Here is a 21,565-nt window from a genome sequence, read left to right on the forward strand (position 1 = left end):
GGGGTGCGGTTTCCAAGGGGCGCCGGGGCCCCGGGACCTGCGGCGGCCGGGGCGAGCGCGGCGACCGCGCCTCGGCCAGGGTTCGGGGAGCAGCGGCGTAGGTGCGCACCCGCCCCGCGTTACGGGGACGGCGGCGGCTCAGCAGGTCAGCGGCTCGGTGGCGCACGTAGGCCAGCTCGGACAGGTTCAGGTATCGCGGCATAGCGCGGCTCCTGGTGCTCGGATGCCGGATGGGAGGTCCGGCGGGATGTTCTGGTGACTCTATGTTTGCGCCGTTCTTAAATATTTGCAAGCCCCAAATTTTAACGGGTGCGAGTAATCTAGGTGATGGCAGTGAATTTTTACGAAGGGTGCGTGAAATGTCGGAATCTCTCTGGTCCGCCGTAAGATCAGGGCGCCAGACGGGGCCCGCACGGAAGGACAGCGACATGGTCAGCCCGACCCTGCGCCGACGGCGTCTCAGCCGACTCCTCTTCCAACAACGTGAGAAGTCCGGGCTGACGGCGAAAGCTGTCGCGGCCGAAGCCAAGAAGCGCAGCGGCAAGACACGCGGGTGGTCCGAATCCAAGGTGAACAGGCTTGAAACCGGCGACTGGAAGAGGCTTTCCGTCGACGATGTCTTCCTGCTGCTGGACATCTATGGAGTCACAGACTCCGACGAGCGGGACGGGTACGCAGAGCTGGTCAAAGAGGCGAGCCGTAAGGGCTGGTGGGCGACCTATGAGAACGTCCTCGGCACCGGGCAGCTGATCGGGCTGGAGTCGGAGGCTTCCTCGATCCGCTCTTATCAGTCCATGACCATCCCGGGACTACTCCAGACTGAGCCCTACGCACGTGCCATGGCCGTCGCGAGTTCCATGGGTGACGTCGATGATGTCGACCAACGGGTCGAGGTTCGCATGCTGCGCAAGGCAGTGTTCAGCCGCGCGAATCCACCAGCGTTCTGGGCTGTCATCGACGAAGCCGCGCTGCTTCACATCACGCCCGAGCTGAGTGACCAGCTGGAGTACCTTGTTGAGGTCAGCCAACGGCCGAACGTCGGGATCCAGGTCCTTCCCGTAGCGGGTGGCCCGCACGCTGCCATGACCGCGCACTTCGTGATCATGGAGTTTCCGGTGCCCGAGCCGCCGGTGGTGTATTTGGAGGTCGCTTCCGAAGAGCTCTACCTGGAGTCCGAACCGCAGATTCGCCAGTACACGCGCCGGTTCGACTTTGTGCAGGCATCCGCCCTGTCCGTAGACGAGTCGCGCGCGCTGATTCGGAACCGCTTGTCATCCCTCTGAGAGAGTGTCCATGCCAGAAACGTCCCACACCCTGAACTTCCGCAAGTCCTCCCACAGTGGGGGCCAGACTCAGGACTGCGTCGAGGTCGCCGATAGCCCCGGCCTGTCGGCTGTGCGTGACACCAAGCGTCGTGAGGACGGGCACCTCGCGTTCCCTTCCGCCGAGTGGGCCGCGCTTCTCACCACTGCGGCCCGTCTGTAGCGCCAACAGCGAAGGCCCCCGGGTCGCCCCGGGGGCCTACTGTGATTACCAGAAGCATCCCGAAAGTACTGTACCCCGGTACCGCGTGGTCGGGAAGTAGGCTTCTCCGCTGTACTGCTGGCTGCAGGTGTCCATGACCAAGGGGGAGCCCCCATCTAGCCGCGGGACTCCGCTGCGGCGATGCCCGCGCGGCAGGCGCGGGCCACGGAACGGTGGTTGGAGAAGCGTTCGAGTAGCCCGTAGGGCGGCATAGGCCCGGAGGGGGCTTCGCCGACCGGCGTGCCCTCAGCGTCGTTCACGATCAGGGTCTCACCCGTGAGGCGGCCCGACCGGAACCAGCGCTCCCACCGCTCGAAGTCGGGGCTGTACTGGTGGGAGAAGGCGAACACCGGTTCCTCCGCCCCCTCGAGCAGCCCACCTGCGCGGGACCACAGGCCGATGCTCTCCGCCGAACGGTCCGACCAGTCCTCGGCGGTGACCACGTCGACCACCGGGCGCCCGGAACGGTCGCGGACCAGCAGTGCGTCCGTGGCCCGCGTACGCGGGTGGAGTTCGCGTTCCTCCTCCAACGAGGCCAGGGACACGATCACCCGGGGCACCCACCACCAGTTCTCCCTGCGGGCGATCAGGCTGTCCGCGCGCAGCCGCGTGGGCGGGTGCTTGACCGCCTCCTGCTCCACCAGGTGCTCCACGAACTCGGCCCCCTCTAGGTCCTCCACCACGTCTACGGGGCCCGATCCGGCCACCGCCGTCCGGCCGCCCGCGTCCTCGGCGGTCGCGCTGAAGGCCACCCGCAGACCGCGGAGGGAGAGGGCGGTCCCGGCCATGGAGTAGGGGAGGGCGACGCACGGGGTGTCGCGCCACAAGAGCGGAACCACGGGAATACCCAGGGGCCCCGCAGGGGTGGTCCAACTGAGTTCGGCGACGGTGGATCGCTGCCAAACCGTGATCAGGTCCGTCAAGGTCAGGCCTTATAAGTGAGGAATGACGCGTGTTAATTTCTGATGACTTTAACCCATCCTCCGAATCGGCTGCGACTCCCGGGTGACGAGTACGGATGGGGTCGCCGTGTCGGCTCGGACCCGGAGCGTGAAAGGTGGGCCCCGGCCATGCCCGCAGCCCTAGTCCTACTCGCGTCGGTGGCGGTGTTCGCCCTTGGCTACCGCTACTATTCGCGATATTTGGCGGAGAAGGTGTACGCGCTCGAACCGGGGTACGTCACCCCCGCGCACACTTACAAGGACGGCGTCGATTTCGTTCCGACCAATCGGCACATCGTCTTCAGCCACCACTTCATCTCCGTGGCGGGGGCAGCCCCCATCGTCGGTCCTGCCGTCGCGGTGTTCTGGGGCTGGGGACCCGCCCTCGCCTGGGTCCTCCTGGGCACGGTCTTCGCGGCCGGTGTGCACGACTTCGGAGCCCTGGCGGTGTCGGTCCGCCACAAGGCGCGGAGCATCGGCACCCTCGCCGGGGAGGTCATCAGCAAGCGTGCCAGGACGCTGTTCCTGGTGATCATCTTCTTCCTGCTGACCATGGTCAACGCGGTGTTCGCCATCGTCATCGCCAACCTCTTCGCGGACTACACCGAGGCGGTGCTACCGGTCCTCGTGGCGATCCCGTTGGCCATCGCGGTCGGCCAGGTCGTCTACCGGCGCCGGACCGCCGCCCTGGTGCCGTCGATCATCGCGCTGGCCCTGGTCTACGTGTGCATTCCGCTCGGCGTGATGTACCCGATCGACCTCACCGGCTTCGCTGAGGCACTGGGGACGACCCCGGTCACCGTGTGGATCCTCCTGCTGTTCCTGTACGCCTTCATCGCGTCCCGCCTCCCGGTGTGGATGCTGTTGCAGCCGCGCGACTACATCAATCTCCACCAGATGATCCTGGCCTTCGTGGTCATCTTCCTCGGCGTGATCGCCGGCTGGGACACCATCGTCGCCCCGGCGATCAACACCGACATCCCGGCGGACTCCCCGCCCTGGTTCCCGCTGCTGTTCGTCACCATCGCCTGCGGTGCGATCTCCGGTTTCCACAGCCTCGTCGCGTCCGGGACCACGGCCAAGCAGCTCGACAAGGAGACCGACGCCCGGATGGTCGGTTACCTGGGCGCGGCGGGTGAGGGCACGCTCGCGGTCTGCTCCATCCTCGCCTGCACCGCCGGTGTCGTGGCCGCCTCCGCCTCGCCGCTGGTCGAGTGGAACGGCATCTACAGCGACTTCGGCTCCGCCTCTGCCGGGGCGACCGGCAACTTCGTCGAGGGTGTCGGCCAGTTCGCCACCAACATCGGTGTCCCCTTGCAGGTCGGCGTCATCTTCGCGGTGGTGGTCGTGGTCAGCTTCGCAGCCACCACCATGGACACCGGTGTGCGGCTCCAGCGCTACATCGTCCAGGAGATCGCCACGATCGCTGGGTTCCGCCCGCTGGCGCGCAACCTCACGATGGCCACCGTGATCGCCACCGCCGTCCCACTTGCCCTGGCGCTCGTCCCCGGCGATTTCGCCTTCGGTACCCTGTGGCAGCTGTTCGGTACCACCAACCAGCTCACCGCCGGGCTGGCGCTCGCGGTGGTCGCGGTGTGGGTGACCAAGCGCGGGCGCAACCCGATCGCCGTCCTCGTTCCGCTGGTCTTCCTGCTGGTGATGACGTCCTGGGCGCTCATCGTCAACCTCGTCGAGTTCGTGCGGTCGGACTCCCTGGTCGACCAGTTCCTGCTGGCCCCGTTGGACTTCGTCATCTTCGTCCTGGCGCTCTGGCTGATCGTGGAGGCCACCCTCGCGCTGCGCAAGGCCTGGGCCGCCCGAGGCGAAGCCGGTGGCGCGGATGCGGAGTCCGAGGGCGCGGAGGCCGATGAGACGGCTTCCGACAGCTCCGACCCGAAGGAGAAGTAGGAACGTGGACCTGTTGGGTGCGCTCTCTCGCGCGCGTGACGCCTGGAAGCGGGTGGAGGCCTTCCACGACGAGGTTTTCGCCTCGCGTTGGCGGCAGGAGATCCGCCGGGAGGCGCGCACCCAGGAGGACACACTGCGGGCCCTTCTCCTCCTGGAGACCCTGGGAGTTGAGGGGCCCGTGTCCTATGAGACTCTCGACCTGATCCCCTACATGGTCGCTGACCTGCACGAATGGCATCAGCGTATGGGGCGCGACGACTTCGGTGGGCCGGGGGTGTGCTGTTGAGGTTCGGCAGGCGGCGCGGGGAGCGCGACAGGCACCGGGACGGGCACCGGAGCGGTGCCGAGCAGGGCCGACCCGTCAAGGACGCCCCCATCGTCTTCTTCGGAGGCAAGGGCGGAGTCGGCAAGACCACCATGGCCGCGGCGTACGCCGTCCGCCTCGCAGACGAGGGCCTGCGCACCCTGCTCGTGTCCACCGACCCCGCACATTCCCTCGGTGACGCGCTCGACCTTCCCCTCGGGGACCGCCCGGTCCGGGTCACCGACCACCTGTGGGCCCGTGAACCCGACGCGGACGCCGCCCTGCGCCGCCGCGTCCGGCAGATCGGCGACGACGCCAGTGCCGCCCTGCCCCAGGAGGTCCTGCCCGCCGTGACCCGGCACTTGGACCATGCCGCGGCCGGCCCCGGCATGGCGGAGTCGGCCCTGGCCGACCTGCTCATGGACGCCATGGCGGAAGTACCGGGCCAGTGGGACCGGCTGGTGGTCGACAGCGCCCCGACCGGCCACCTCCTCCGCTTGCTCGACCTTCCCGAACTGCTCACCCCGTGGGTCCAGGGACTGGTGCGACAGCGCGAACGCGCCGTCGACGCCGACCGGTTCGCCGTGGGAGTGGTCGGGGGCGGAACCGACGGCGCCCCGGACGATCCCCTCCTCGAGAAGCTGCACGCGCGCCGCCGCAAGCTCGAACGGGCGGCCGAGCGCCTGCGCGAGGACGCCGAGGTCAGGCTCGTCCTAGTGCCGCGCCGGATGGTCCTGGCCGAGACCGACCGCGCCGCGGCCCAACTCGCCAAGACCGGCTTCCGCCTGGGCACGGTGGTGGTCAACCAGGTCCCTCCGGAGGCCGACCCCGAGCTGCTGAAGGCCGTCCGGGAGCGCTTCGCCCCCTACGGCACCGTCGAACTCGACCTGGTGGACGACGAACCCATCGGCCCCGGCGCCCTGCGCGCCCTGGCCGCCCGCATCGGCTGACCAGGGCGCGTATCCGGGCCCGGGGACGCGGGCTACGGCCCCGGGCACGAGACCTTCGAGGGGCTGTTCAGCGCCCCGCGTGCAGCCGGTCCGCGAACTCCACTGTGTCCTCGAAGGACGCGGCCAGCACCCCGCGGTGGTCCTCGCCCTCGTAGGCGCGGTAGTCGACGTCGGCGGTGGCCCGGTCCGCCAGCGTCTCGGCGAGCCACTCCGTCTCGGCCGGGGGTACGAGGACGTCCTCCGTGCCTTGGACGAAGAGGGTGGGTACCTCCAACTCGAGGTCGTCGGGTTCCTGGGAGCGGAAGTAGGACTCCAGGTCGTCGGTCTGCGCGTCCTCGCGGAAGATCGCGTCCGCGGAGATGCCCTCTGCGGCCTCGCGGATGTCGTCCATGCACCCGGTCCGGGCAGCGGACAGGACCGGCTGCGCGCCCTCGGTCAGGTATTCCTCCGGGGCGAGCCCCGGTTCGGCGGCGGCCGCACCAAGGAGCAGCAGCGGAAGGAACGGCAGTGCCTCCCTGGTCCTCTCGTCGTCGGGGTCGGCCTCCTCGAAGAAGGCGACCAGCTCGCTGACGCCGACGCCGCCGGGGGCGGCCGAGACCACGCCGAGCGGTTGGTTCTCCGAGGCCTGGACACCGGGTTGGGTGCCGTCCGCCGTGTACAGCACTCCGTGGCCGCCCTGGCTGTGCCCGAGGGCGACCCAGTCTTCCCCCACGTTCTCGTCGATCCGCTGTGCGGCGGTGACCAGGTCGGCGACGGTGTTGGCGGCGCTTGGTCCATTCAGGTAGGGGTGGCCGCCAGGTGTGCCGAGCCCTTCGAAGTCGGCTCGGACCACCGCGTAACCCCGCTCGATCCACTGGTCGAGTGTCTCGTCGGCCATGGAGGCGTATTCGTACGCGGGCCCGTCCGGGAACTGGGCCGACGGGGCGCACAGGTCGGACACCCCGGTGGTGCCGTGCGCCCAACCCACCACGGGCCAGCCGCCTTCGGGCGGCTTTCCGGGGGGTACCGCGACGGTCCCGGAGGCGGTGATGCGCTCTCCGGACGCACCCGTCGACCCGTAGGTCACCAAGAGGTCGCGTTCGGCTCCGGGCAGCCCCGGTACCCCCGCGATCTCCGCCACCGAGTACGGCGCACCGCGCCAGTCCTCGGCGTGCCCCGGGCCGTCGGTCCGCTGCGGGGCTGCGGCAGCGGTACTCGCCAGCAGGGCGAAGACGGCGCACACCGCGGGCGCCGTGACCACGGCTGTCCTGGGCCGGTGGATGAAGGGCATGAGCGTACCTCCCGAAGTCCCCCAAGACGGTGCCGCACGCACTCGCTCCGGCGCGCGCGTATTCCGCTCACCGGGACTGGGCCCGGGCTGAAGGGAGGGGGGCCTACGCAGTTCCGGCCACTTCCCATGGATTCCGGCTCGTGTTCTCATGGAGTGACGCAGTTCACATCAGCCTTCGGGGGAGAGACATGCGTGCCGTACGGGTCCACGAGTACAACCAGCGGCCGTCCATCGACGAGGTGCCCGACCCGAAGGTCACCGGACCGCTGGACGTCCTGGTCGAGGTCAACGCAGCCGGAGTGTGCCGCACCGATCTCCACATCGTCGAGGGGCAGTGGGCCGAAAAGAGCGGCGTCGAGCTGCCGTACGTCATCGGCCACGAGAACGCGGGGACCGTGCTGGAGACCGGCGCCGCAGTGGCCAACGTCAGCCCCGGGGACAAGGTGATCCTGCACCCGCTGGTCACCTGCGGCCTGTGTCTGGCCTGCCGGTCCGGCGACGACGTGCACTGCGAGGACTCCTCGTTCCCCGGCATCAACGCCGACGGCGGCATGGCCGAATACCTGCTCACCAACGCCCGTGCCTGCGTCAAGCTCGACCCCGGGCTGGCACCCGCCGAGGTCGCCGCGCTGGCCGACGCCGGACTCACCGCCTACCACGCCGTGCGCAAGGCGGTCCCGATGCTTCCACCGGGCGCGTACGCGGTCCTCATCGGCGTCGGCGGGCTCGGCCACATCGGCCTCCAGTCGCTCTTGGCCATGACGCCCGCCGAGACGGTCGTCGTGGACCGGTCGCCGGAGGCGCTGCGGCTCGCCGACGACATGGGAGCCCACCACACCGTGGTCGCCGACGGCACACAGGTGGAGACCGTCCTGGACGCCACCGGCGGCCGGGGCGCCGAGGTGGTCCTGGACTTCGTCGGTGAGGGCGGCACCGAGAGCGAGGGGGTGTCGATGACCCGGAACGCCGGCAGCTACTTCGTCATCGGCTACGGCGGCGCGGTCGACATCCCCACCATTGACGTCATCTCCAGGGAGATCAACGTCATCGGCAACCTCGTCGGCTCCTACACCGACCTGGTGGAGCTGATGGTCCTCGCCGCGAAGGGGAGCGTCCGCCTGCGGACGGAGGCCTACCCCCTGGACGCGGCCGTCGACGCCCTCACCGACCTGGACGAGGGGCGCATACCGGGCGGGCGCGCCATCCTCGAGCCCGTCAAACGCTGAGGTGTTCGAGCGCGGGCCTTCGCGGCCCGCACAACCGCGGGGGGAACCAGATGTACGAGAAGGACGGGGAACGCTACTTCATCGTCGACGGACACATCCACTTCTGGGACGGCAGGCCCGAGAACCAGGCCAACCGCTACGGCGAGGGCTTCATCAACTGCTTCTACGACTACCACCGCAACCTCAGCCCCGAGGGCGAGGTGTGGGACCTGGAGCACTTCCAGCGCCAGAGCGAAGAGGACGTCCTGCACGACCTGTTCGAGGTCGGCCACGTGGACAAGGCGATCTTCCAGCCCACCTACCTCACCGACTTCTTCGTCAACGGCTTCAACACGACCGAGCAGGACGGGGTGCTGGCCGAGAAGCACCCGGACAAGTTCATCGTCAACGGTTCGTTCGACCCGCGCGACGGCGAGCCGGGCCTGGCCGAACTGGAGCGGCTGGCCGAGCGGTGGAAGCTCAAGGGTGTCAAGCTCTACACCGCCGAGTGGAAGGGCGAGTCCAAGGGCTGGAAGCTGTCCGACCCCTGGTCCTACCGCTACCTGGAGAAGTGCCGGGAACTGGGCATCCGCAACATCCACGTGCACAAGGGCCCCACCATCTACCCCCTCAACCGGGACGCCTTCGACGTGGCCGACGTCGACGACGTGGCCACGGCCTTCCCCGACCTCAACTTCATCGTCGAGCACGTCGGGTTGCCGAGGCTGGAGGACTTCTGCTGGATCGCCACCCAGGAACCCAACGTGTACGGCGGGCTGGCGGTGGCGATGCCGTTCATCCACACGCGACCGCGGTACTTCGCCCAGATCATCGGGGAACTCCTCTACTGGCTGGACGAGAACCGTGTCACCTTCGCCAGCGACTACGCGATCTGGACGCCGAAGTGGCTGGTCGAGGCGTTCGCGGACTTCCAGATACCCGAGGACATGCAGGGCGAGTACGGGGAGCTCACGGCGGACGTCAAGCGCAAGATCCTCGGGCTCAACCTGGCCCGCCTCTACGACATCGAGGTGCCGTCCGGGCTCGGGCTGTCCGTGCCGGAGCAGCGCGACACCTCACCGGTGGTGGCCGCCACCAAGAACGAGGAGGCGGTGACGGGATGACGCGCACACGCGCGCGGCCCCCGGTGTCGGCCGCCGCGGTGCGGCGCGCGCTGGACACGGTACGCGACCCGGAACTGGACGAGCCCGTCACCGACCTCGGGTTCGTGTCCGGCACCGGGGTGGACGAGGACGGGACGGTCACCGTCGACCTGCGGCTGCCGACCTACTTCTGCGCACCCAACTTCGCGTTCCTCATGGTCGCCGACGCCGACGACGCCCTGCGCGCCCTGCCGGGCGTCGCGGGGGTCCGGGTGCGGTTGCTCGACCATTTCGCGTCCGAGGAGATCAACGCGGGTGTCGCCGCGGGCCACGGCTTCGGCGCGTCCTTCCCGGAGCTGGCCGAGGGCGAGCTCGAGGAGCTGCGCCGCACCTTCCGGCGCAAGGCCCACGAAGCCGGCCAGGAACTGGTCGCCAGCACACTCTTGGCGGGCGGTGCCGACCACGCGGAGCTCCTGAGCCTGCGCCTGGGGGACCTGGCCGACCGGGTGCCCGCGTCCGACCTGGGGCGTCTGCGCCGCCGCCGTGCGGACCTCGGCCTTCCCTCGGACGCCAAGGCCCCGCTGCTGGTCGACGAGTCGGGCGCCGCGCTCACAGAAGAGGAGCTTCCGATCCGGCTGCGCCTGGCCCGGACCACCCGCATCAGCATCGAGGGCAACGCGGGCTGGTGCCGCGGCCTGCTGCGCACCCGATACGGGAAGGAGGGGCAGAGTCCGCCGGGCTGACCCGACGGCGCTTCCCGTGGCATCATCGTGGGCCGTCGTCAGGTGAGGTGAGCCGCGTGAACGCAGCCGACGCAACGAACCCGCTCGAAGCCCTGTCACTCACCGAACTGCGCCAGCGCACCAGCATGAAGTGGCGCGCCTACGGTGAGGACGTGCTCCCGTTGTGGGTGGCTGAAATGGACGTACCCCTGGCCGCCCCGATCGCCGACGCCCTGCGCCGTGCCGTCGACACCGGCGACACCGGCTATCCGGCCGGGGACGAGTACGCGCGGGCCCTCGCCGGCTTCGCCGAACGCCGGTGGGGTTGGGCCGGCTTCCCGACCGAGCACACCAGGATCGTGCCCGACGTCATGATGGGCATCGTCGAGGTGCTCCGGCTGGTCACCGAGCCCGGGGACCCGGTGGTCGTCAACGCCCCGGTCTACCCGCCGTTCTACGCGTTCGTCACCCACGCCGGCCGCCAGATCGTCGAGTCGCCGCTCGCGGCGGACGGACGCGTCGACCTCGAAGCCCTCGACAGGGCCTTCGGCAGGGCGCGCGCCGCCAGCCCTCGGGGGGTGTACCTGCTCAGCAACCCGCACAATCCCACGGGCGCCGTGCACACCGGGGCCGAGCTGCGCTCCGTCGCCGAGTTGGCGGGACGGCACGGCGTGCGGGTGATCTCCGACGAGATCCATGCCCCTCTGGTGCTCGCGGGCGCCGAATTCACCCCCTACCTGACCGTCGCCGGATCCGAGGACGCGTTCTCGCTGACATCCGCCTCGAAGGCCTGGAACCTGGCGGGGCTCAAGGCCGCGCTGGCCGTGAGCGGCCCCGAGGCCGCCGCGGACCTGGCCCGGATGCCCGAAGAGGTCGGCCACGGGCCCAGCCATCTCGGGATCATCGCCCACACAGCGGCCTTCCGCGACTCCCAGGAGTGGTTGGACGCTCTGCTCCGGGGCCTGGACGCCAACCGGACACTGCTCACGCGCCTGATCGACGAACACCTTCCCCAGGTCGGCCACCTGCGCCCCGAAGGCACCTACCTCGCCTGGCTCGACTGCCGGGCCCTGGACCCGGACTCCGCCGCGTCGGCTGACGGGCCGGGAGCGGTCACCGAACTCGCGGGTCCCGCGCGCATGTTCCTCGACCGGGCCCGGGTCGCGCTCAGCTCCGGTCACACCTTCGGCAGCGGGGGATCAGGGCACGTCCGCGTCAACTTCGCCACCTCGCAGGCGGTGCTCACCGAAGCCGTCACCCGGATGGGCCGCGCCGCTGAGCAGGAGACAGCCCGCGCGCGCCGCTGAACGGGACGCCCCGAACGCCGGTACCGCTGGGCTGCGCCCGTTCAATGAGCGGTCCGTTTTGCAGACAAGGCACCGCGGATCTTCTGGTTGGTCCGTAAGGGAAAACCCGTGGCCATCAGGGAGCATGCGTGGGATTCTCGCGATCGCGACATCACCCGCATAAGAGGTTAAATCGTTCGGGCTTTTTCGATGGGATCGCGTGGATTTGTCGCGTTCGCCATAAGTGTCCCCAGTCCGCGCTGTGCGCGCTCTCATTCTCTTTGTTAGTACGGGCTGAGCTGCGGGTACGCCTGAACGAATATCCTATTTTCCGTCCCTGTTGAATGATTTCCATTTCTATTGCGCGCACCCCGGGAGTGTGGTCTCTTTGGGGGGGGCGGCATTCGGCGCCCAGGGAATTCATTCCACGGGTGTCGTGTCGAATTTCCCTGTGTTGATTGCGATCGGAAACGGTGGTGTTTTCTGTGACGGAGACGGTTGGGTCGGACTCCGCGCCGACGGGCGACCAGCAGTTGAGTCTGGGGACGTCGGCGGCGCGGAATCTGGCGACGACGACGAAGTCGTCCCCGCAGATGCAGGGGGTGACGTCGCGGTGGCTGTTGCGGATGCTGCCGTGGGTGGAGGCTCGTGGCGGGGTGTTCCGGGTGAACCGTCGCCTGGTGTACACGGTGGGCGATGGCCGTGTGACGTGTGTGAATACCGGTGCTGAGGTGAGTGTGGTGCCGGGGGAGTTGCGGGAGTTTCCGGCTCTGCGGGGGTTCGGTGACGACGCGGTGCTGGAGGCGTTGGCCGACCGGTTCGAGCAGCGCGAGTTCCAGCCGGGCGAGGTCATCGTGGAGGCCGGTCAGCCGGTGGACGGGGTGTACGTCCTGGCCCACGGCAAGGTGAACAGGGTCGGACAGGGCAAGTACGGAGACGCCATCGTCCTGGACGTCCTGGCCGGCGGCAGCCATTTCGGCGACGAAGTACTCACCGGCTCGGAGGGCGCCTGGGACTTCACGGCCAAAGCCGTCACCCGGTGCACGGTGCTCACGCTGCCCCAGCGGTCGATGGCTGAGCTGATCGACCAATCGGAGTCCCTGCGCGCGCACATCCGGGACCAGCTCACCGACCGCGGACCCCGGAACGACCACGGTGAAGCGGATATCGGGATGTCGGCGGGGCACGTCGGAGAGCCGGCGCTGGCGGGGACGTTCGTGGACTACGAGCGCGAGCCCCGGGAGTACGAGTTGAGTGTGGCCCAGACGGTGCTGCGCGTGCACTCCCGGGTGGCCGATCTGTACAACGAGCCGATGAACCAGGTGGAGCAGCAGCTCCGGCTGACCATCGAGGCGCTGCGCGAGCGCCAGGAGCACGAGATGGTCAACAACCGCGACTTCGGCCTGCTGCACAACACCGCCCTCGAACAGCGGATCCAGCCCCGCACCGGTCCGCCCACCCCCGACGACCTCGACGAGCTCCTCGCCACGGTGTGGAAGGAGCCGGCCTTCATGCTCGCGCACCCGCGCACCATCGCCGCGTTCGGGCGGGAGTGCAGCCGACGCGGCCTCTACCCGCAGAGCATCGACATGTCCGGCCACAAGGTCCCGGCCTGGCGGGGCGTGCCCCTCCTGCCCTGCAACAAGATCCCGGTCACCAGCGCACGCACCAGTTCGATCCTCATCATGCGGACCGGAGAGCAGAACCGGGGCGTGGTCGGCCTGCACCAGACCGGGATCCCCGACGAGTACCAGCCGGGGCTCTCCGTGCGGTTCATGGGCATCAACGAGCAGGCGATCATCTCCTACCTCGTCAGCACCTACTACTCCGTGGCCCCCCTGGTGCCCGATGCCCTGGGTGTCCTGGAGGACGTCGAACTCGGCCGGGAGGACTAAGGCCCTAGGGCATGTTCGGCGGACACATACCCTGCTGCGCGTCGCCCCAGCGGCACTGTCACTGCGCATCTCTCAGTCGACAGCCGAACCCGGGCGGGCCCCCGCTGTGCGATGCTGCCGAGCTTGCGAGGCAGTGCACAGCAGGGGAACTCCTCCTTCGGCCTTGTGCCAGCACCACTGGATACGCCGCTCGCGACGGGCAGCATCCACCGAACACGCCCAAGACCTCCTCTCACCCCAAGCCCCCCCCGGGCGGCCCCAGCCCCGATCGGCCTCAACCCCGAGCGGGCCGAGCCCCCAGGCAGCCGCGAAGGGCCGCCACCCCCATGGCGGCCCGTTCGGGGCCGCCGGCCGGGCGGGCAGTTCCAGACCGACAGCGCCGAGCAGGATTGGTGGCTCTTGTTTTGACAGTGGTGGAAACGGACGACGGAAACCGACAGCGCACACCCGGGCAGTTGAGTCTGGGGACGTCGGCGGCGCGGAATCTGGCGACGACGACGAAGTCGTCCCCGCAGATGCAGGGGGTGACGTCGCGGTGGCTGTTGCGGATGCTGCCGTGGGTGGAGGCTCGTGGCGGGGTGTTCCGGGTGAACCGTCGCCTGGTGTACACGGTGGGCGATGGCCGTGTGACGTGTGTGAATACCGGTGCTGAGGTGAGTGTGGTGCCGGGGGAGTTGCGGGAGTTTCCGGCTCTGCGGGGGTTCGGTGACGACGCGGTGCTGGAGGCGTTGGCCGACCGGTTCGAGCAGCGCGAGTTCCAGCCGGGCGAGGTCGTCGTGGAGGCCGGTCAGCCGGTGGACGGGGTGTACGTCCTGGCCCACGGCAAGGTGAAGAAGGTCGGACAGGGCAAGTACGACGAGCCGGCGGTCCTCGACGTCCTGGCCGACGGCGCGTACTTCGGCGCGGAGGTACTCGGGCAGGACCCTGACACCTGGGATTTCACCGTCAAGGCCACCACCCCGTGCATCGTGATGGCACTGCGGAGGGACGAGGCCGAGCGCGCGGTCCGCGAGTCGGAGTCCCTGCGCGCGCACATCCGGGAGCAGCTCACCGATCCCGGACCCCGGAACAAGTGCGGCGAGGCGGATATCGGGATGTCGGCGGGGCACGCCGGTGAGCCGGCGCTGGCGGGGACGTTCGTGGACTACGAGCGCGAGCCCCGGGAGTACGAGTTGAGTGTGGCCCAGACGGTACTGCGGGCGCACTCCAGGGTGGCCGACCTGTACAACGAGCCGATGAACCAGGTGGAGCAGCAGCTCCGGCTGACCATCGAGGCGCTGCGCGAGCGCCAGGAACACGAGATGGTCAACAACCGCGACTTCGGCCTGCTGCACAACGCCGCGCTGCGACAGCGCATCCACACCCGCACGGGTCCGCCCACCCCCGACGACCTCGACGAACTGCTCTCACGCCGGCGGAAGACGCGGTTCTTCCTGGCACATCCGCGCGCCATCGCCGCGTTCGGGCGTGAGTGCAGCCGGCGCGGCCTCTACCCGGAGTCCACCGAAGTCGAGGGGGCCCGGATGGCGGCTTGGCGCGGAGTACCCGTCCTGCCCTGCGACAAGATCCCCGTCACCGGTTCCCGCACCACGTCCATCCTGGCCATGCGCACCGGCCAGGAGGCGCAGGGCGTGGTCGGCCTGCACCAGACCGGGATCCCCGACGAGTACGAGCCGGGACTGAACATCCGGTTCATGGGCATCGGCGAGCAGGCGGTCATCTCCTACCTCGTCAGCACCTACTACTCCGCCGCCGTCCTGGTGCCCGACGCGCTCGGGGTCCTCGAGAACGTCGACGTCTCGCGCTGAGGAGTAAGCACATGGCCATCATCGAGGAAACCGCGGAGGGCCGTCAGCCGGGTGAGGTCCTGGCACACGGCCGCGAACTGGTCGACCCAGCCCTGCGCGCCGCGGTCGCTACTCTGCCGCCCGCCATACAGCGCATCGCCGCCTACCACTTCGGCTGGTGCGACGAGAACGGCGTACCGGACACGGCCGCCTCCGGCAAGGCGATCCGGCCGACACTGGCCCTGCTCTCCGCGGAGGCGGTGGGCGGGACACCCGAATCAGGGGTGCCGGCGGCGGTGGCCGTGGAACTGGTGCACAACTTCTCCCTCCTGCACGACGACATCATGGACGGCGACACCGAACGGCGCCACCGCGCCACTGCTTGGACCGTGTTCGGGACCAACCCCACGATCCTGGCGGGGGACGCCCTGCTCACCCTGGCCTTGGACGTGCTCGCGGCCAGCGGCCACACGGCCGCCCACGACGGCGCGCGGAGGCTCGGGACCGCCGTGCAGGACCTGATCCACGGGCAGTGGGCCGACCTCGACTTCGAGACCCGTGAGGAAGTCGAACTGGCGGAGTGCGTCCGGATGGCGGAGGACAAGACGGGTGCGCTGCTCGGGTGCGCCTGCGCGCTCGGGGCGGCGTTCGGCGGAGACACCGGCCGAGCAGAGCAGCTGCGCGGCTTCGGTCTGTCCTTCGGGGCCGCGTTCCAGCACGTCGACGACCTCCTCGGGATCTGGGGGAGCCCCGGGGCCACCGGCAAGCCGACCCACTCGGACCTGCGCAGCCGGAAGAAGTCCCTGCCGGTGGTGGCCGCCCTGAGTTCGGACACGGCCGCGGGACGGGAGCTGGCGGCACTCTACTCCGGAAAGCGGGCGCTCTCGGAGGCCGAGCTCGTCCGGGCCGCGGAACTGGTCGACGCGGCCGGCGGCAGGGGGTGGAGCCATCGCCAGGCCGAGGAACTGCTCGAACGGGCCCTGCGCGAGCTCGCTTCCGCGGACCTGGTTCCGCGACCAGCCGCGGAACTCGGCCGCCTGGCCCGGTTCGCCGTCCAACGCGATCACTGACACCGGGCGTGCGGGGCCCGGCGGCCCGCGGTCCGGGCGGACCGCACCACGACAGCGAGGAAGCGAGAGGTTGAGGAGACGACATGTCCACCACCGAACCCCACGATGAGCACACCGCGCACACGACCGCTCCGCCGGAACCCGGCACCGTGCCCCGTCCCCGGACCGTCCTGCTCGCCGCGCCGCGCTCGTTCTGCGCCGGGGTGGAACGCGCCGTCGAGATCGTGGAGCGGGCGCTGGAACAGCGGGGAGCCCCCGTCTACGTCCGCAAACAGATCGTGCACAACGTGCACGTGGTGGCCGAGCTCGAAGACCGGGGCGCGGTGTTCGTGGACGAGCTCGACGACGTCCCCCGCGGAGCCACGACGGTGTTCTCCGCACACGGTGTCTCCCCGCAGGTCCGCGCCGAAGCGGACCGCCGCGGGCTGGACGTGATCGACGCGACCTGCCCCCTGGTCACCAAAGTGCACGTCGAGGCCCGCCGGTTCGCGCGGCGCGGCGACACCGTCGTGCTGGTGGGCCACGCGGGACACGAAGAGGTCGAGGGGACGCTGGGTGAAGCGCCGGACCACACCGTGCTGGTCGAGACACCCGAGGACGTCGCACGGCTGCAAGTCGACGACCCCGAACGGGTCTCCTACCTCACGCAGACCACGCTGGCGGTGGACGAGACCGCCGAGGTGGTCGAGGCCCTGCGGGCCCGCTTCCCCGCTCTGCGCGGGCCCGGCTCCGACGACATCTGCTACGCCACCAGCAACCGCCAGAACGCGCTGAAGGAGATCGCGGAGGAAGCCGACCTCGTACTCGTCGTGGGTTCGGCCAATTCCTCGAACTCACTGCGGCTTGTGGAGCTCGCCGAGCGCGGCGGAACACCGGCCCGCCTCATCGAGGACGTCAGCCGCATCCGCCCCGAGTGGCTCGACGGGGCGGCGACGATCGGGCTCACGGCGGGTGCCTCGGCCCCGCCCCACCTGGTGGAGGACGTCATCGCGGCGCTGTCCGAGCTGGGGCCGGTGACCGTGTCCGAGCGCGAGACCGCCCGCGAGACGGTGAGCTTCACGCTGCCGCCGCAGGTCCGGACCGCCTGACCCCAGCACCCGTTCCGACCCCGACGAGAGTAGGCGCGATGCAAGCGTTCGACCTGCCCGACTTCTACCTGCCGCACCCGGCCAGGCTCAACCCCCATCTGGAGCGCACCCGCGAGCACAGCATGGAATGGGCCCGGCGGATGGGCATGCTCGACAGCCCCAAGCCCGGCGGCGGGCTTGTCTGGGACGAGGCCGCCCTGGCCGGCATGGACTACGCGCTGATGTGCGCCTACACCCACCCGGACTGCGACGGACCCGCCCTGGACCTGATCACCGACTGGTACGTCTGGGTGTTCTTCTTCGACGACTACTTCCTCGAGCAGTTCAAGTACTCCCGCGACTTCTCCGGGGCACAGGTCTTCCTCGACGACCTCGAGTCGTTCATGACCGAGGACGGGGAGCGGCCGAGGGAACCAGACAACCCGGCCGAGGCGGGGCTGGCCGACCTGTGGCGGCGCACGGTGCCGTCCATGTCCGCGGACTGGCGGCGGCGCTTCACCCGCAGCACGCACAACCTCATGGTGGAGTCCATGTGGGAGCTCGACAACATCGAGCGCGACCGCGTCGCCAACCCCATCGAGTACATCCAGATGCGGCGCAGGGTCGGCGGGGCGCCGTGGTCGGCCAACCTCGTCGAGGTCGCCGTGGACGCCGAGCTCCCCGCGGGCATCGCGGAGGCGCGTCCCCTGCGGGTGCTGTCCGACACGTTCTCCGACGCGGTGCACCTGCGCAACGACCTCTTCTCCTACCAGCGCGAGGTCATGGAGGAGGGCGAGAACTCCAACGCGGTGCTCGTCTTCGAGCGGTTCTTCGACCGTCCCACACAGGAAGCGGCCGAGCTCGTAAACGACCTGCTGACCTCCCGGCTGGTGCAGTTCGAGGACACGGCACTGGGCGAGGTCCCGGCCCTGCTCACAGAGAGCGGCGCTGCGCCGCACGAGCAGGCCGGGGTGGTCGCCTACGTCAAGGGCCTCCAGGACTGGCAGGCGGGCGGGCACGAGTGGCACGCGCGTTCCAACCGGTACATGAACGAGGGTGCCGCCACCCGCCCGTCCGGTGAGCTGGGCGGCCCCACCGGCCTGGGCACCTCCGCCGCCCGCCCGGCGTTCTCCTCGCTGGCACCGGGCGTGCGGCGCCGATCCCGGCAGCACTCCCAGCCGGTGCTGCACAGGGTGGGTCAGCTGGAGCTGCCGGATCTCTACATGCCGTTCCCCATCCGTACCAACCGGTACATCGACGCGGCCCGGAGCTACGCGGTGGGCTGGGCGCGCAGCGTGGGCTTCTTCGACTCCGTTCCCGGTGTGGAGGCCAGCGGGGTGTGGAACGAGCGCCAGTTCATCGGCCTGGACCTCGCCCACTGCGCCGCCATGATCCACGCCGACGCGAGCTACGAGCAGCTGTGCCTGTCCTCTGACTGGCTGGCGTGGGGCACCTACGGCGACGACTACTTCCCCGTGGTGTTCGGCAGCACCCGCAACCTCGCGGCGGCCAAGCTCTGCAACGACCGGTTCTCGGACTTCATGCCGCTGGACGCCGGCGACACCCCGGAGCCGACCAACCCGCTGGAACGCGGCCTGGCGGACCTGTGGCGCCGCACCGCGGGACCCATGGCCGAGCCCGCCCGGGCGGTGTTCCGCAAGGCGGTGGAGGACATGACCTCGAGCTGGTTGTGGGAGATGGAGAACCAGGCGCACCACCGCGTGCCCGACCCGGTCGACTACATGGAGATGCGCCGCAGGACCTTCGGGTCGGACATGACGAGGAGCCTCGCCAAGCTGACGCACTCCGCGGACGTGCCGGAGGAGGTCTTCCGGACGCGGACCATGCGCGAGCTGGAGACCGCGGCGCAGGACTACGCGTGCTTCCTCAACGACCTTTTCTCGTACCAGAAGGAGGTGGAGTTCGAGGGGGAGGTGCACAACCTCGTCCTCGTCGTGGAGAACTTCCTCGGTCTGGACCGCTACCGGGCACGGGAGGTCGTGGCCGACCTCATGCGGGCGCGTATGGAGCAGTTCGAGCACATCCTCGCCAACGACCTGCCGAGGCTGTTCCAGGACTTCGACCTCGAAGAGGCGCACCGGCGGGCGATTACCCGTGACACCGAGGGCATCAAGGAGTGGATGGCGGGGATCCTGGAGTGGCACCGCAAGTGTGTCCGCTACACCGAGGAGGAGCAGCGCCGTCTGCGGTCCCCCCAGCAGTTGGGCGAGGGGATGCCCCTGGACTTCGCTTGGTCCCCCACGGGTCTGGGCACCTCCGCGGCCCGCCTGCGGCCCGGCGGTGCCCCGGTGCCTGTGCCCTGGTGAACCGGCCGGGTCGGATTCGCCCCGGGCGGTCCAGCTGCCGGACGGGGCCGTGGCCTGCGCCTGTCGGACCGTCGAGCCCGCCGCAGGGAAGGGGGCGGCCAAGGTCCGGGGAAGTGGCGGGTGGACGGGGGATGACGCCCTGGTGAGCGCTGCCGGAACCCTCGGCGCCACTCGTGCCCGACGGGGGAACGCGAGGGCATAGTGGGGCCCGCGGTGCCCGCGCGGCACCGCGCACATCCCCCACAGTCGAGGCCCCCAGACTTCGGGAGTTCCTGTGGTTGCCAACCGGATCCGCTGCTTTGTCAGACGACACCCGGTGCTGAGGAGAACGGTGCGGAGCGTTCGCGGCGGACTCCCGCGGCGCCTTGGCGGGGTCGAGCCGTCCCGGCTGCCGACGGCGCGCAGCTTCGACCTGGCGCTCCCACGGCGTGAAGGCGAAGTCGGCACCGGGCCGACGGCGCTGGCCCTCACCGCGCCGAGGGGGCTCTGGCTGCCGCGCAAACTCGAACGGGAGGGGCTCGCCGGGTTCGAACCCGAGACCCTGGCCTGTTTCCTCGCCACCTTGGAGCACGCCGGTCCGGGCGCGGTCCTGGACGTGGGGGCGAACGTGGGCGTGTACAGCCTGCTCGCGGCCGCGCGCGGCACGCGTCCCGTGCGGGCCTTCGAACCCACCCCGGACATCGCGGCCACCGCGCGGGAACTGGCCGCGGCCAACGGACTCCCGGTCGAGGTGGTGGAGCGCGCGCTGGGCGACCGGGCCGGGAAGGCGTCGTTCACGCTCTCCTCCACCTCGGACGCCTCGAACTCCCTTGCGCCGGGGTTCCGTCCCGAGGCCGGTCGGATCGAGGTGCGCGTGGACACGCTGTCCCGCTGGTGCGAGCGCACCGGCACCGTCCCGGCCGTGGTCAAGATCGACACCGAGACCACCGAACCCGAGGTCGTCGCCGGGGGCCGCGAGGCCCTGCGCGAGTTCCGCCCCTGGATCCTCTGCGAGGTCCTGCCGGGCCGCGGTGTCGAGGAACGGCTCATGGAGCTGCTGCGGCCGCTCGACTACAGCTGGCACCAGCTCGGGGACGAGGTGCCCCCACCCGCGCGCGCCGTGATCGACGGTCGGCTCTCCGCGGGAGACCAGCGCATGTGGCTCTTCGCCCCCGAGCCGCCCGCCGACGCGTTGTGGGCGGCTACCCGTGCGTGGCGCCGCGCCCTGGACGCCTGCCGGCCGACGGAGACGTCGGCCGACCTGGCCTGAGCGCGGTGCCGGCCCCGGTTTTCGGGCAGCTTGGCGGTGCCGGTGCATCCTCCCGGTGCGGCTTTCCGCGAGTGCTCCGATGGGCGCTCCTCCCGGGCGTGGCCGAGTAGGCCGCGAGCACGGAGGCTGCGGCGAAGGCGGCGGCGCCGATCAGCAGCAGCCGCCGGGGACCGATCCGGTCGCCGAGGCGTCCCATGGTGACCAGGAACCCGGCGATGAGGAAGCCGTAGACGTGCACGACCCACAGCCCCTGCGACGCGGTGGGATCGAGGTCCGCGCTGAGCGTGGGCAGGGCCAGGAACAGGACCGTCAGGTCGGTGGCGACCGCCAGCATCGGTAGTACCAGCAGGGCGAGCTCGGCCCACTCCTTCTTGGTGGCGCGGTCACTGGCGGTGGTGTGCGGTGCGGGTGCGCCCGGGGTGCCGCTTCGTGTCTGGTCGTCGTCCGTCATGACCTATCCCGCACCCGCGCCGCCCGCAGGGGCCATCGACGTGCTCCTGCAGGGCGCGGCTGTCGACTACCCGGCACTCCTCGCGCACAGTGCAGCGCTGGAACGGGAACACGCCGAGGTTTCCGGCGCGCACCACACCCACGCGCACCAGTCCTGAGGCCCCGCGGTCGGCGGGGAACGGTTCCGCCTCCCGGTCCTCCAGCAGCTGGTCAACGTCCTCAGGTCTGCGTCAAGACCGCGTAGTTAAGGGGCGGGTGTAGTTGTCAACTCTGCTCTCAGCCACTGTGGAGCTAGGGTGTAGCGGCCTCGAGCGATCCGTTGCAGGAACCCTTCCTTGGCCCATACCCCCATCTGCGTGGCCAGGCTCCGGTAGTGGGCATACTCCAAGGCCCGGGCCACTTCGATGGGGCTCCACCCCCGGTGCGGGTCGGTTCTCAGGAGCCGCATCGTCTGTTCCTTGGACCCCTGGGGCCGGATCCCGGGGACCGCTGCTGGGGCGGTCGGCT

19 protein-coding genes and 2 pseudogenes are annotated in these 21,565 nt (G+C 69.9%); 16 read left to right on the forward strand and 5 right to left on the reverse strand.

Going from position 1 to position 21,565, the window contains the following annotated elements:
- The coding region (locus ACYVD1_RS31985; protein ID WP_460778199.1) for a hypothetical protein at nt 1-202 on the reverse strand (202 nt) is incomplete at its 3' end.
- Nucleotides 203-428: 226 nt separating this feature from the next.
- Here ACYVD1_RS31985 and ACYVD1_RS31990 point away from each other — a divergent pair.
- Entirely contained in the window at nt 429-1,283 is an 855-nt protein-coding gene (locus ACYVD1_RS31990; protein WP_460778200.1) for a helix-turn-helix domain-containing protein, read from the forward strand.
- Between the two features lie 10 nt (nt 1,284-1,293).
- On the forward strand, nt 1,294-1,485 hold the full coding sequence (locus ACYVD1_RS31995) for a DUF397 domain-containing protein (RefSeq protein ID WP_460778201.1): 192 nt from the start codon (nt 1,294-1,296) through the stop codon (nt 1,483-1,485).
- A gap of 155 nt (nt 1,486-1,640) precedes the next feature.
- Here ACYVD1_RS31995 and ACYVD1_RS32000 read toward each other — a convergent pair whose 3' ends face one another.
- Nucleotides 1,641-2,447 carry a hypothetical protein gene (locus tag ACYVD1_RS32000; RefSeq protein ID WP_460778202.1) on the reverse strand — a complete coding sequence of 269 codons (807 nt, stop codon included), beginning with the start codon at nt 2,445-2,447 and terminating at the stop codon, nt 1,641-1,643.
- Nucleotides 2,448-2,594: 147 nt separating this feature from the next.
- On the opposite strand from ACYVD1_RS32000, the gene ACYVD1_RS32005 reads away from it, so the two are divergent.
- The 3 genes from ACYVD1_RS32005 to ACYVD1_RS32015 are packed head-to-tail and all read left to right on the forward strand — an operon-like array spanning nt 2,595 to nt 5,627.
- On the forward strand, nt 2,595-4,373 hold the full coding sequence (locus ACYVD1_RS32005; RefSeq protein WP_460778203.1) for a carbon starvation CstA family protein: 1,779 nt from the start codon (nt 2,595-2,597) through the stop codon (nt 4,371-4,373).
- Nucleotides 4,333-4,659 carry a cory-CC-star protein gene (locus tag ACYVD1_RS32010; protein ID WP_460778204.1) on the forward strand — a complete coding sequence of 109 codons (327 nt, stop codon included), beginning with the start codon at nt 4,333-4,335 and terminating at the stop codon, nt 4,657-4,659. The genes ACYVD1_RS32005 and ACYVD1_RS32010 overlap by 41 nt, the downstream gene beginning before the upstream one ends.
- Nucleotides 4,650-5,627 carry an ArsA family ATPase gene (locus ACYVD1_RS32015; protein WP_460778205.1) on the forward strand — a complete coding sequence of 326 codons (978 nt, stop codon included), beginning with the start codon at nt 4,650-4,652 and terminating at the stop codon, nt 5,625-5,627. Before ACYVD1_RS32010 ends, ACYVD1_RS32015 begins: the two co-directional genes overlap by 10 nt.
- A gap of 67 nt (nt 5,628-5,694) precedes the next feature.
- On the opposite strand, the gene ACYVD1_RS32020 is transcribed toward ACYVD1_RS32015, so the two are convergent.
- Complete coding sequence (locus ACYVD1_RS32020) at nt 5,695-6,897, reverse strand: alpha/beta hydrolase family protein (RefSeq protein WP_460778206.1); 1,203 nt, start codon at nt 6,895-6,897, stop codon at nt 5,695-5,697.
- A gap of 188 nt (nt 6,898-7,085) precedes the next feature.
- On the opposite strand from ACYVD1_RS32020, the gene ACYVD1_RS32025 reads away from it, so the two are divergent.
- The 10 genes from ACYVD1_RS32025 (at nt 7,086) to ACYVD1_RS32070 (ending at nt 20,608) form a co-directional block, all read left to right on the forward strand.
- On the forward strand, nt 7,086-8,123 hold the full coding sequence (locus tag ACYVD1_RS32025; RefSeq protein WP_460778207.1) for an NAD(P)-dependent alcohol dehydrogenase: 1,038 nt from the start codon (nt 7,086-7,088) through the stop codon (nt 8,121-8,123).
- A 50-nt stretch (nt 8,124-8,173) separates the two neighbouring features.
- The gene (locus tag ACYVD1_RS32030) at nt 8,174-9,226 is read left to right on the forward strand and encodes an amidohydrolase family protein (RefSeq protein ID WP_460778208.1); all 1,053 of its coding nucleotides are present in this window, start codon (nt 8,174-8,176) and stop codon (nt 9,224-9,226) included.
- Nucleotides 9,223-9,948, forward strand: coding sequence for a metal-sulfur cluster assembly factor (locus ACYVD1_RS32035; RefSeq protein ID WP_460778209.1), 726 nt, complete (start codon nt 9,223-9,225; stop codon nt 9,946-9,948). Before ACYVD1_RS32030 ends, ACYVD1_RS32035 begins: the two co-directional genes overlap by 4 nt.
- A gap of 56 nt (nt 9,949-10,004) precedes the next feature.
- Nucleotides 10,005-11,234 (forward strand): MalY/PatB family protein, encoded by a 1,230-nt coding sequence (locus ACYVD1_RS32040; protein ID WP_460778210.1) that lies wholly within the window; start codon nt 10,005-10,007, stop codon nt 11,232-11,234.
- A gap of 464 nt (nt 11,235-11,698) precedes the next feature.
- Nucleotides 11,699-13,108, forward strand: a complete 1,410-nt coding sequence (locus ACYVD1_RS32045; RefSeq protein WP_460778211.1) for a family 2B encapsulin nanocompartment shell protein — start codon at nt 11,699-11,701, stop codon at nt 13,106-13,108.
- Nucleotides 13,109-13,512: 404 nt separating this feature from the next.
- Nucleotides 13,513-14,916: a family 2B encapsulin nanocompartment shell protein gene (locus ACYVD1_RS32050; RefSeq protein ID WP_460778212.1), complete on the forward strand. Its 1,404-nt coding sequence runs from the start codon at nt 13,513-13,515 to the stop codon at nt 14,914-14,916.
- An 11-nt stretch (nt 14,917-14,927) separates the two neighbouring features.
- Nucleotides 14,928-15,965 (forward strand): family 2 encapsulin nanocompartment cargo protein polyprenyl transferase, encoded by a 1,038-nt coding sequence (locus ACYVD1_RS32055; RefSeq protein WP_460778213.1) that lies wholly within the window; start codon nt 14,928-14,930, stop codon nt 15,963-15,965.
- 83 nt (nt 15,966-16,048) lie between these two features.
- Nucleotides 16,049-17,053, forward strand: a complete 1,005-nt coding sequence (locus ACYVD1_RS32060; RefSeq protein ID WP_460778214.1) for a 4-hydroxy-3-methylbut-2-enyl diphosphate reductase — start codon at nt 16,049-16,051, stop codon at nt 17,051-17,053.
- 38 nt (nt 17,054-17,091) lie between these two features.
- The gene (locus ACYVD1_RS32065; protein ID WP_460778215.1) at nt 17,092-19,359 is read left to right on the forward strand and encodes a terpene synthase family protein; all 2,268 of its coding nucleotides are present in this window, start codon (nt 17,092-17,094) and stop codon (nt 19,357-19,359) included.
- A gap of 331 nt (nt 19,360-19,690) precedes the next feature.
- On the forward strand, nt 19,691-20,608 hold the full coding sequence (locus ACYVD1_RS32070) for an FkbM family methyltransferase (RefSeq protein ID WP_460778216.1): 918 nt from the start codon (nt 19,691-19,693) through the stop codon (nt 20,606-20,608).
- Between the two features lie 97 nt (nt 20,609-20,705).
- Here the strand turns inward: ACYVD1_RS32070 and ACYVD1_RS32075 are convergent.
- Nucleotides 20,706-21,059 (reverse strand): annotated as a pseudogene (locus tag ACYVD1_RS32075) (MFS transporter); the annotation flags it as partial.
- Here ACYVD1_RS32075 and ACYVD1_RS32080 point away from each other — a divergent pair.
- On the forward strand, nt 21,058-21,216 hold the full coding sequence (locus ACYVD1_RS32080) for a hypothetical protein (RefSeq protein ID WP_460778217.1): 159 nt from the start codon (nt 21,058-21,060) through the stop codon (nt 21,214-21,216). The pseudogene ACYVD1_RS32075 and the gene ACYVD1_RS32080 sit on opposite strands and share 2 nt — an antisense overlap.
- 86 nt (nt 21,217-21,302) lie before the next feature.
- On the opposite strand, the pseudogene ACYVD1_RS32085 reads toward ACYVD1_RS32080, so the two are convergent.
- Nucleotides 21,303-21,565, reverse strand: a pseudogene (locus tag ACYVD1_RS32085) (hypothetical protein); the annotation flags it as partial.

The sequence above is a fragment of the Nocardiopsis nanhaiensis genome, assembly GCF_054778635.1.

Coding starts and splice junctions, on each gene's coding strand:
- ACYVD1_RS31990 (WP_460778200.1), top strand. CDS start 429: ATGGTCAGCCCGACCCTGCGCCGACGGCGTCTCAGCCGACTCCTCTTC.
- ACYVD1_RS31995 (WP_460778201.1), top strand. CDS start 1,294: ATGCCAGAAACGTCCCACACCCTGAACTTCCGCAAGTCCTCCCACAGT.
- ACYVD1_RS32005 (WP_460778203.1), top strand. CDS start 2,595: ATGCCCGCAGCCCTAGTCCTACTCGCGTCGGTGGCGGTGTTCGCCCTT.
- ACYVD1_RS32010 (WP_460778204.1), top strand. CDS start 4,333: ATGAGACGGCTTCCGACAGCTCCGACCCGAAGGAGAAGTAGGAACGTG.
- ACYVD1_RS32020 (WP_460778206.1), bottom strand. CDS start 6,897: ATGCCCTTCATCCACCGGCCCAGGACAGCCGTGGTCACGGCGCCCGCG.
- ACYVD1_RS32025 (WP_460778207.1), top strand. CDS start 7,086: ATGCGTGCCGTACGGGTCCACGAGTACAACCAGCGGCCGTCCATCGAC.
- ACYVD1_RS32030 (WP_460778208.1), top strand. CDS start 8,174: ATGTACGAGAAGGACGGGGAACGCTACTTCATCGTCGACGGACACATC.
- ACYVD1_RS32035 (WP_460778209.1), top strand. CDS start 9,223: ATGACGCGCACACGCGCGCGGCCCCCGGTGTCGGCCGCCGCGGTGCGG.
- ACYVD1_RS32055 (WP_460778213.1), top strand. CDS start 14,928: ATGGCCATCATCGAGGAAACCGCGGAGGGCCGTCAGCCGGGTGAGGTC.
- ACYVD1_RS32060 (WP_460778214.1), top strand. CDS start 16,049: ATGTCCACCACCGAACCCCACGATGAGCACACCGCGCACACGACCGCT.
- ACYVD1_RS32065 (WP_460778215.1), top strand. CDS start 17,092: ATGCAAGCGTTCGACCTGCCCGACTTCTACCTGCCGCACCCGGCCAGG.
- ACYVD1_RS32080 (WP_460778217.1), top strand. CDS start 21,058: ATGACCTATCCCGCACCCGCGCCGCCCGCAGGGGCCATCGACGTGCTC.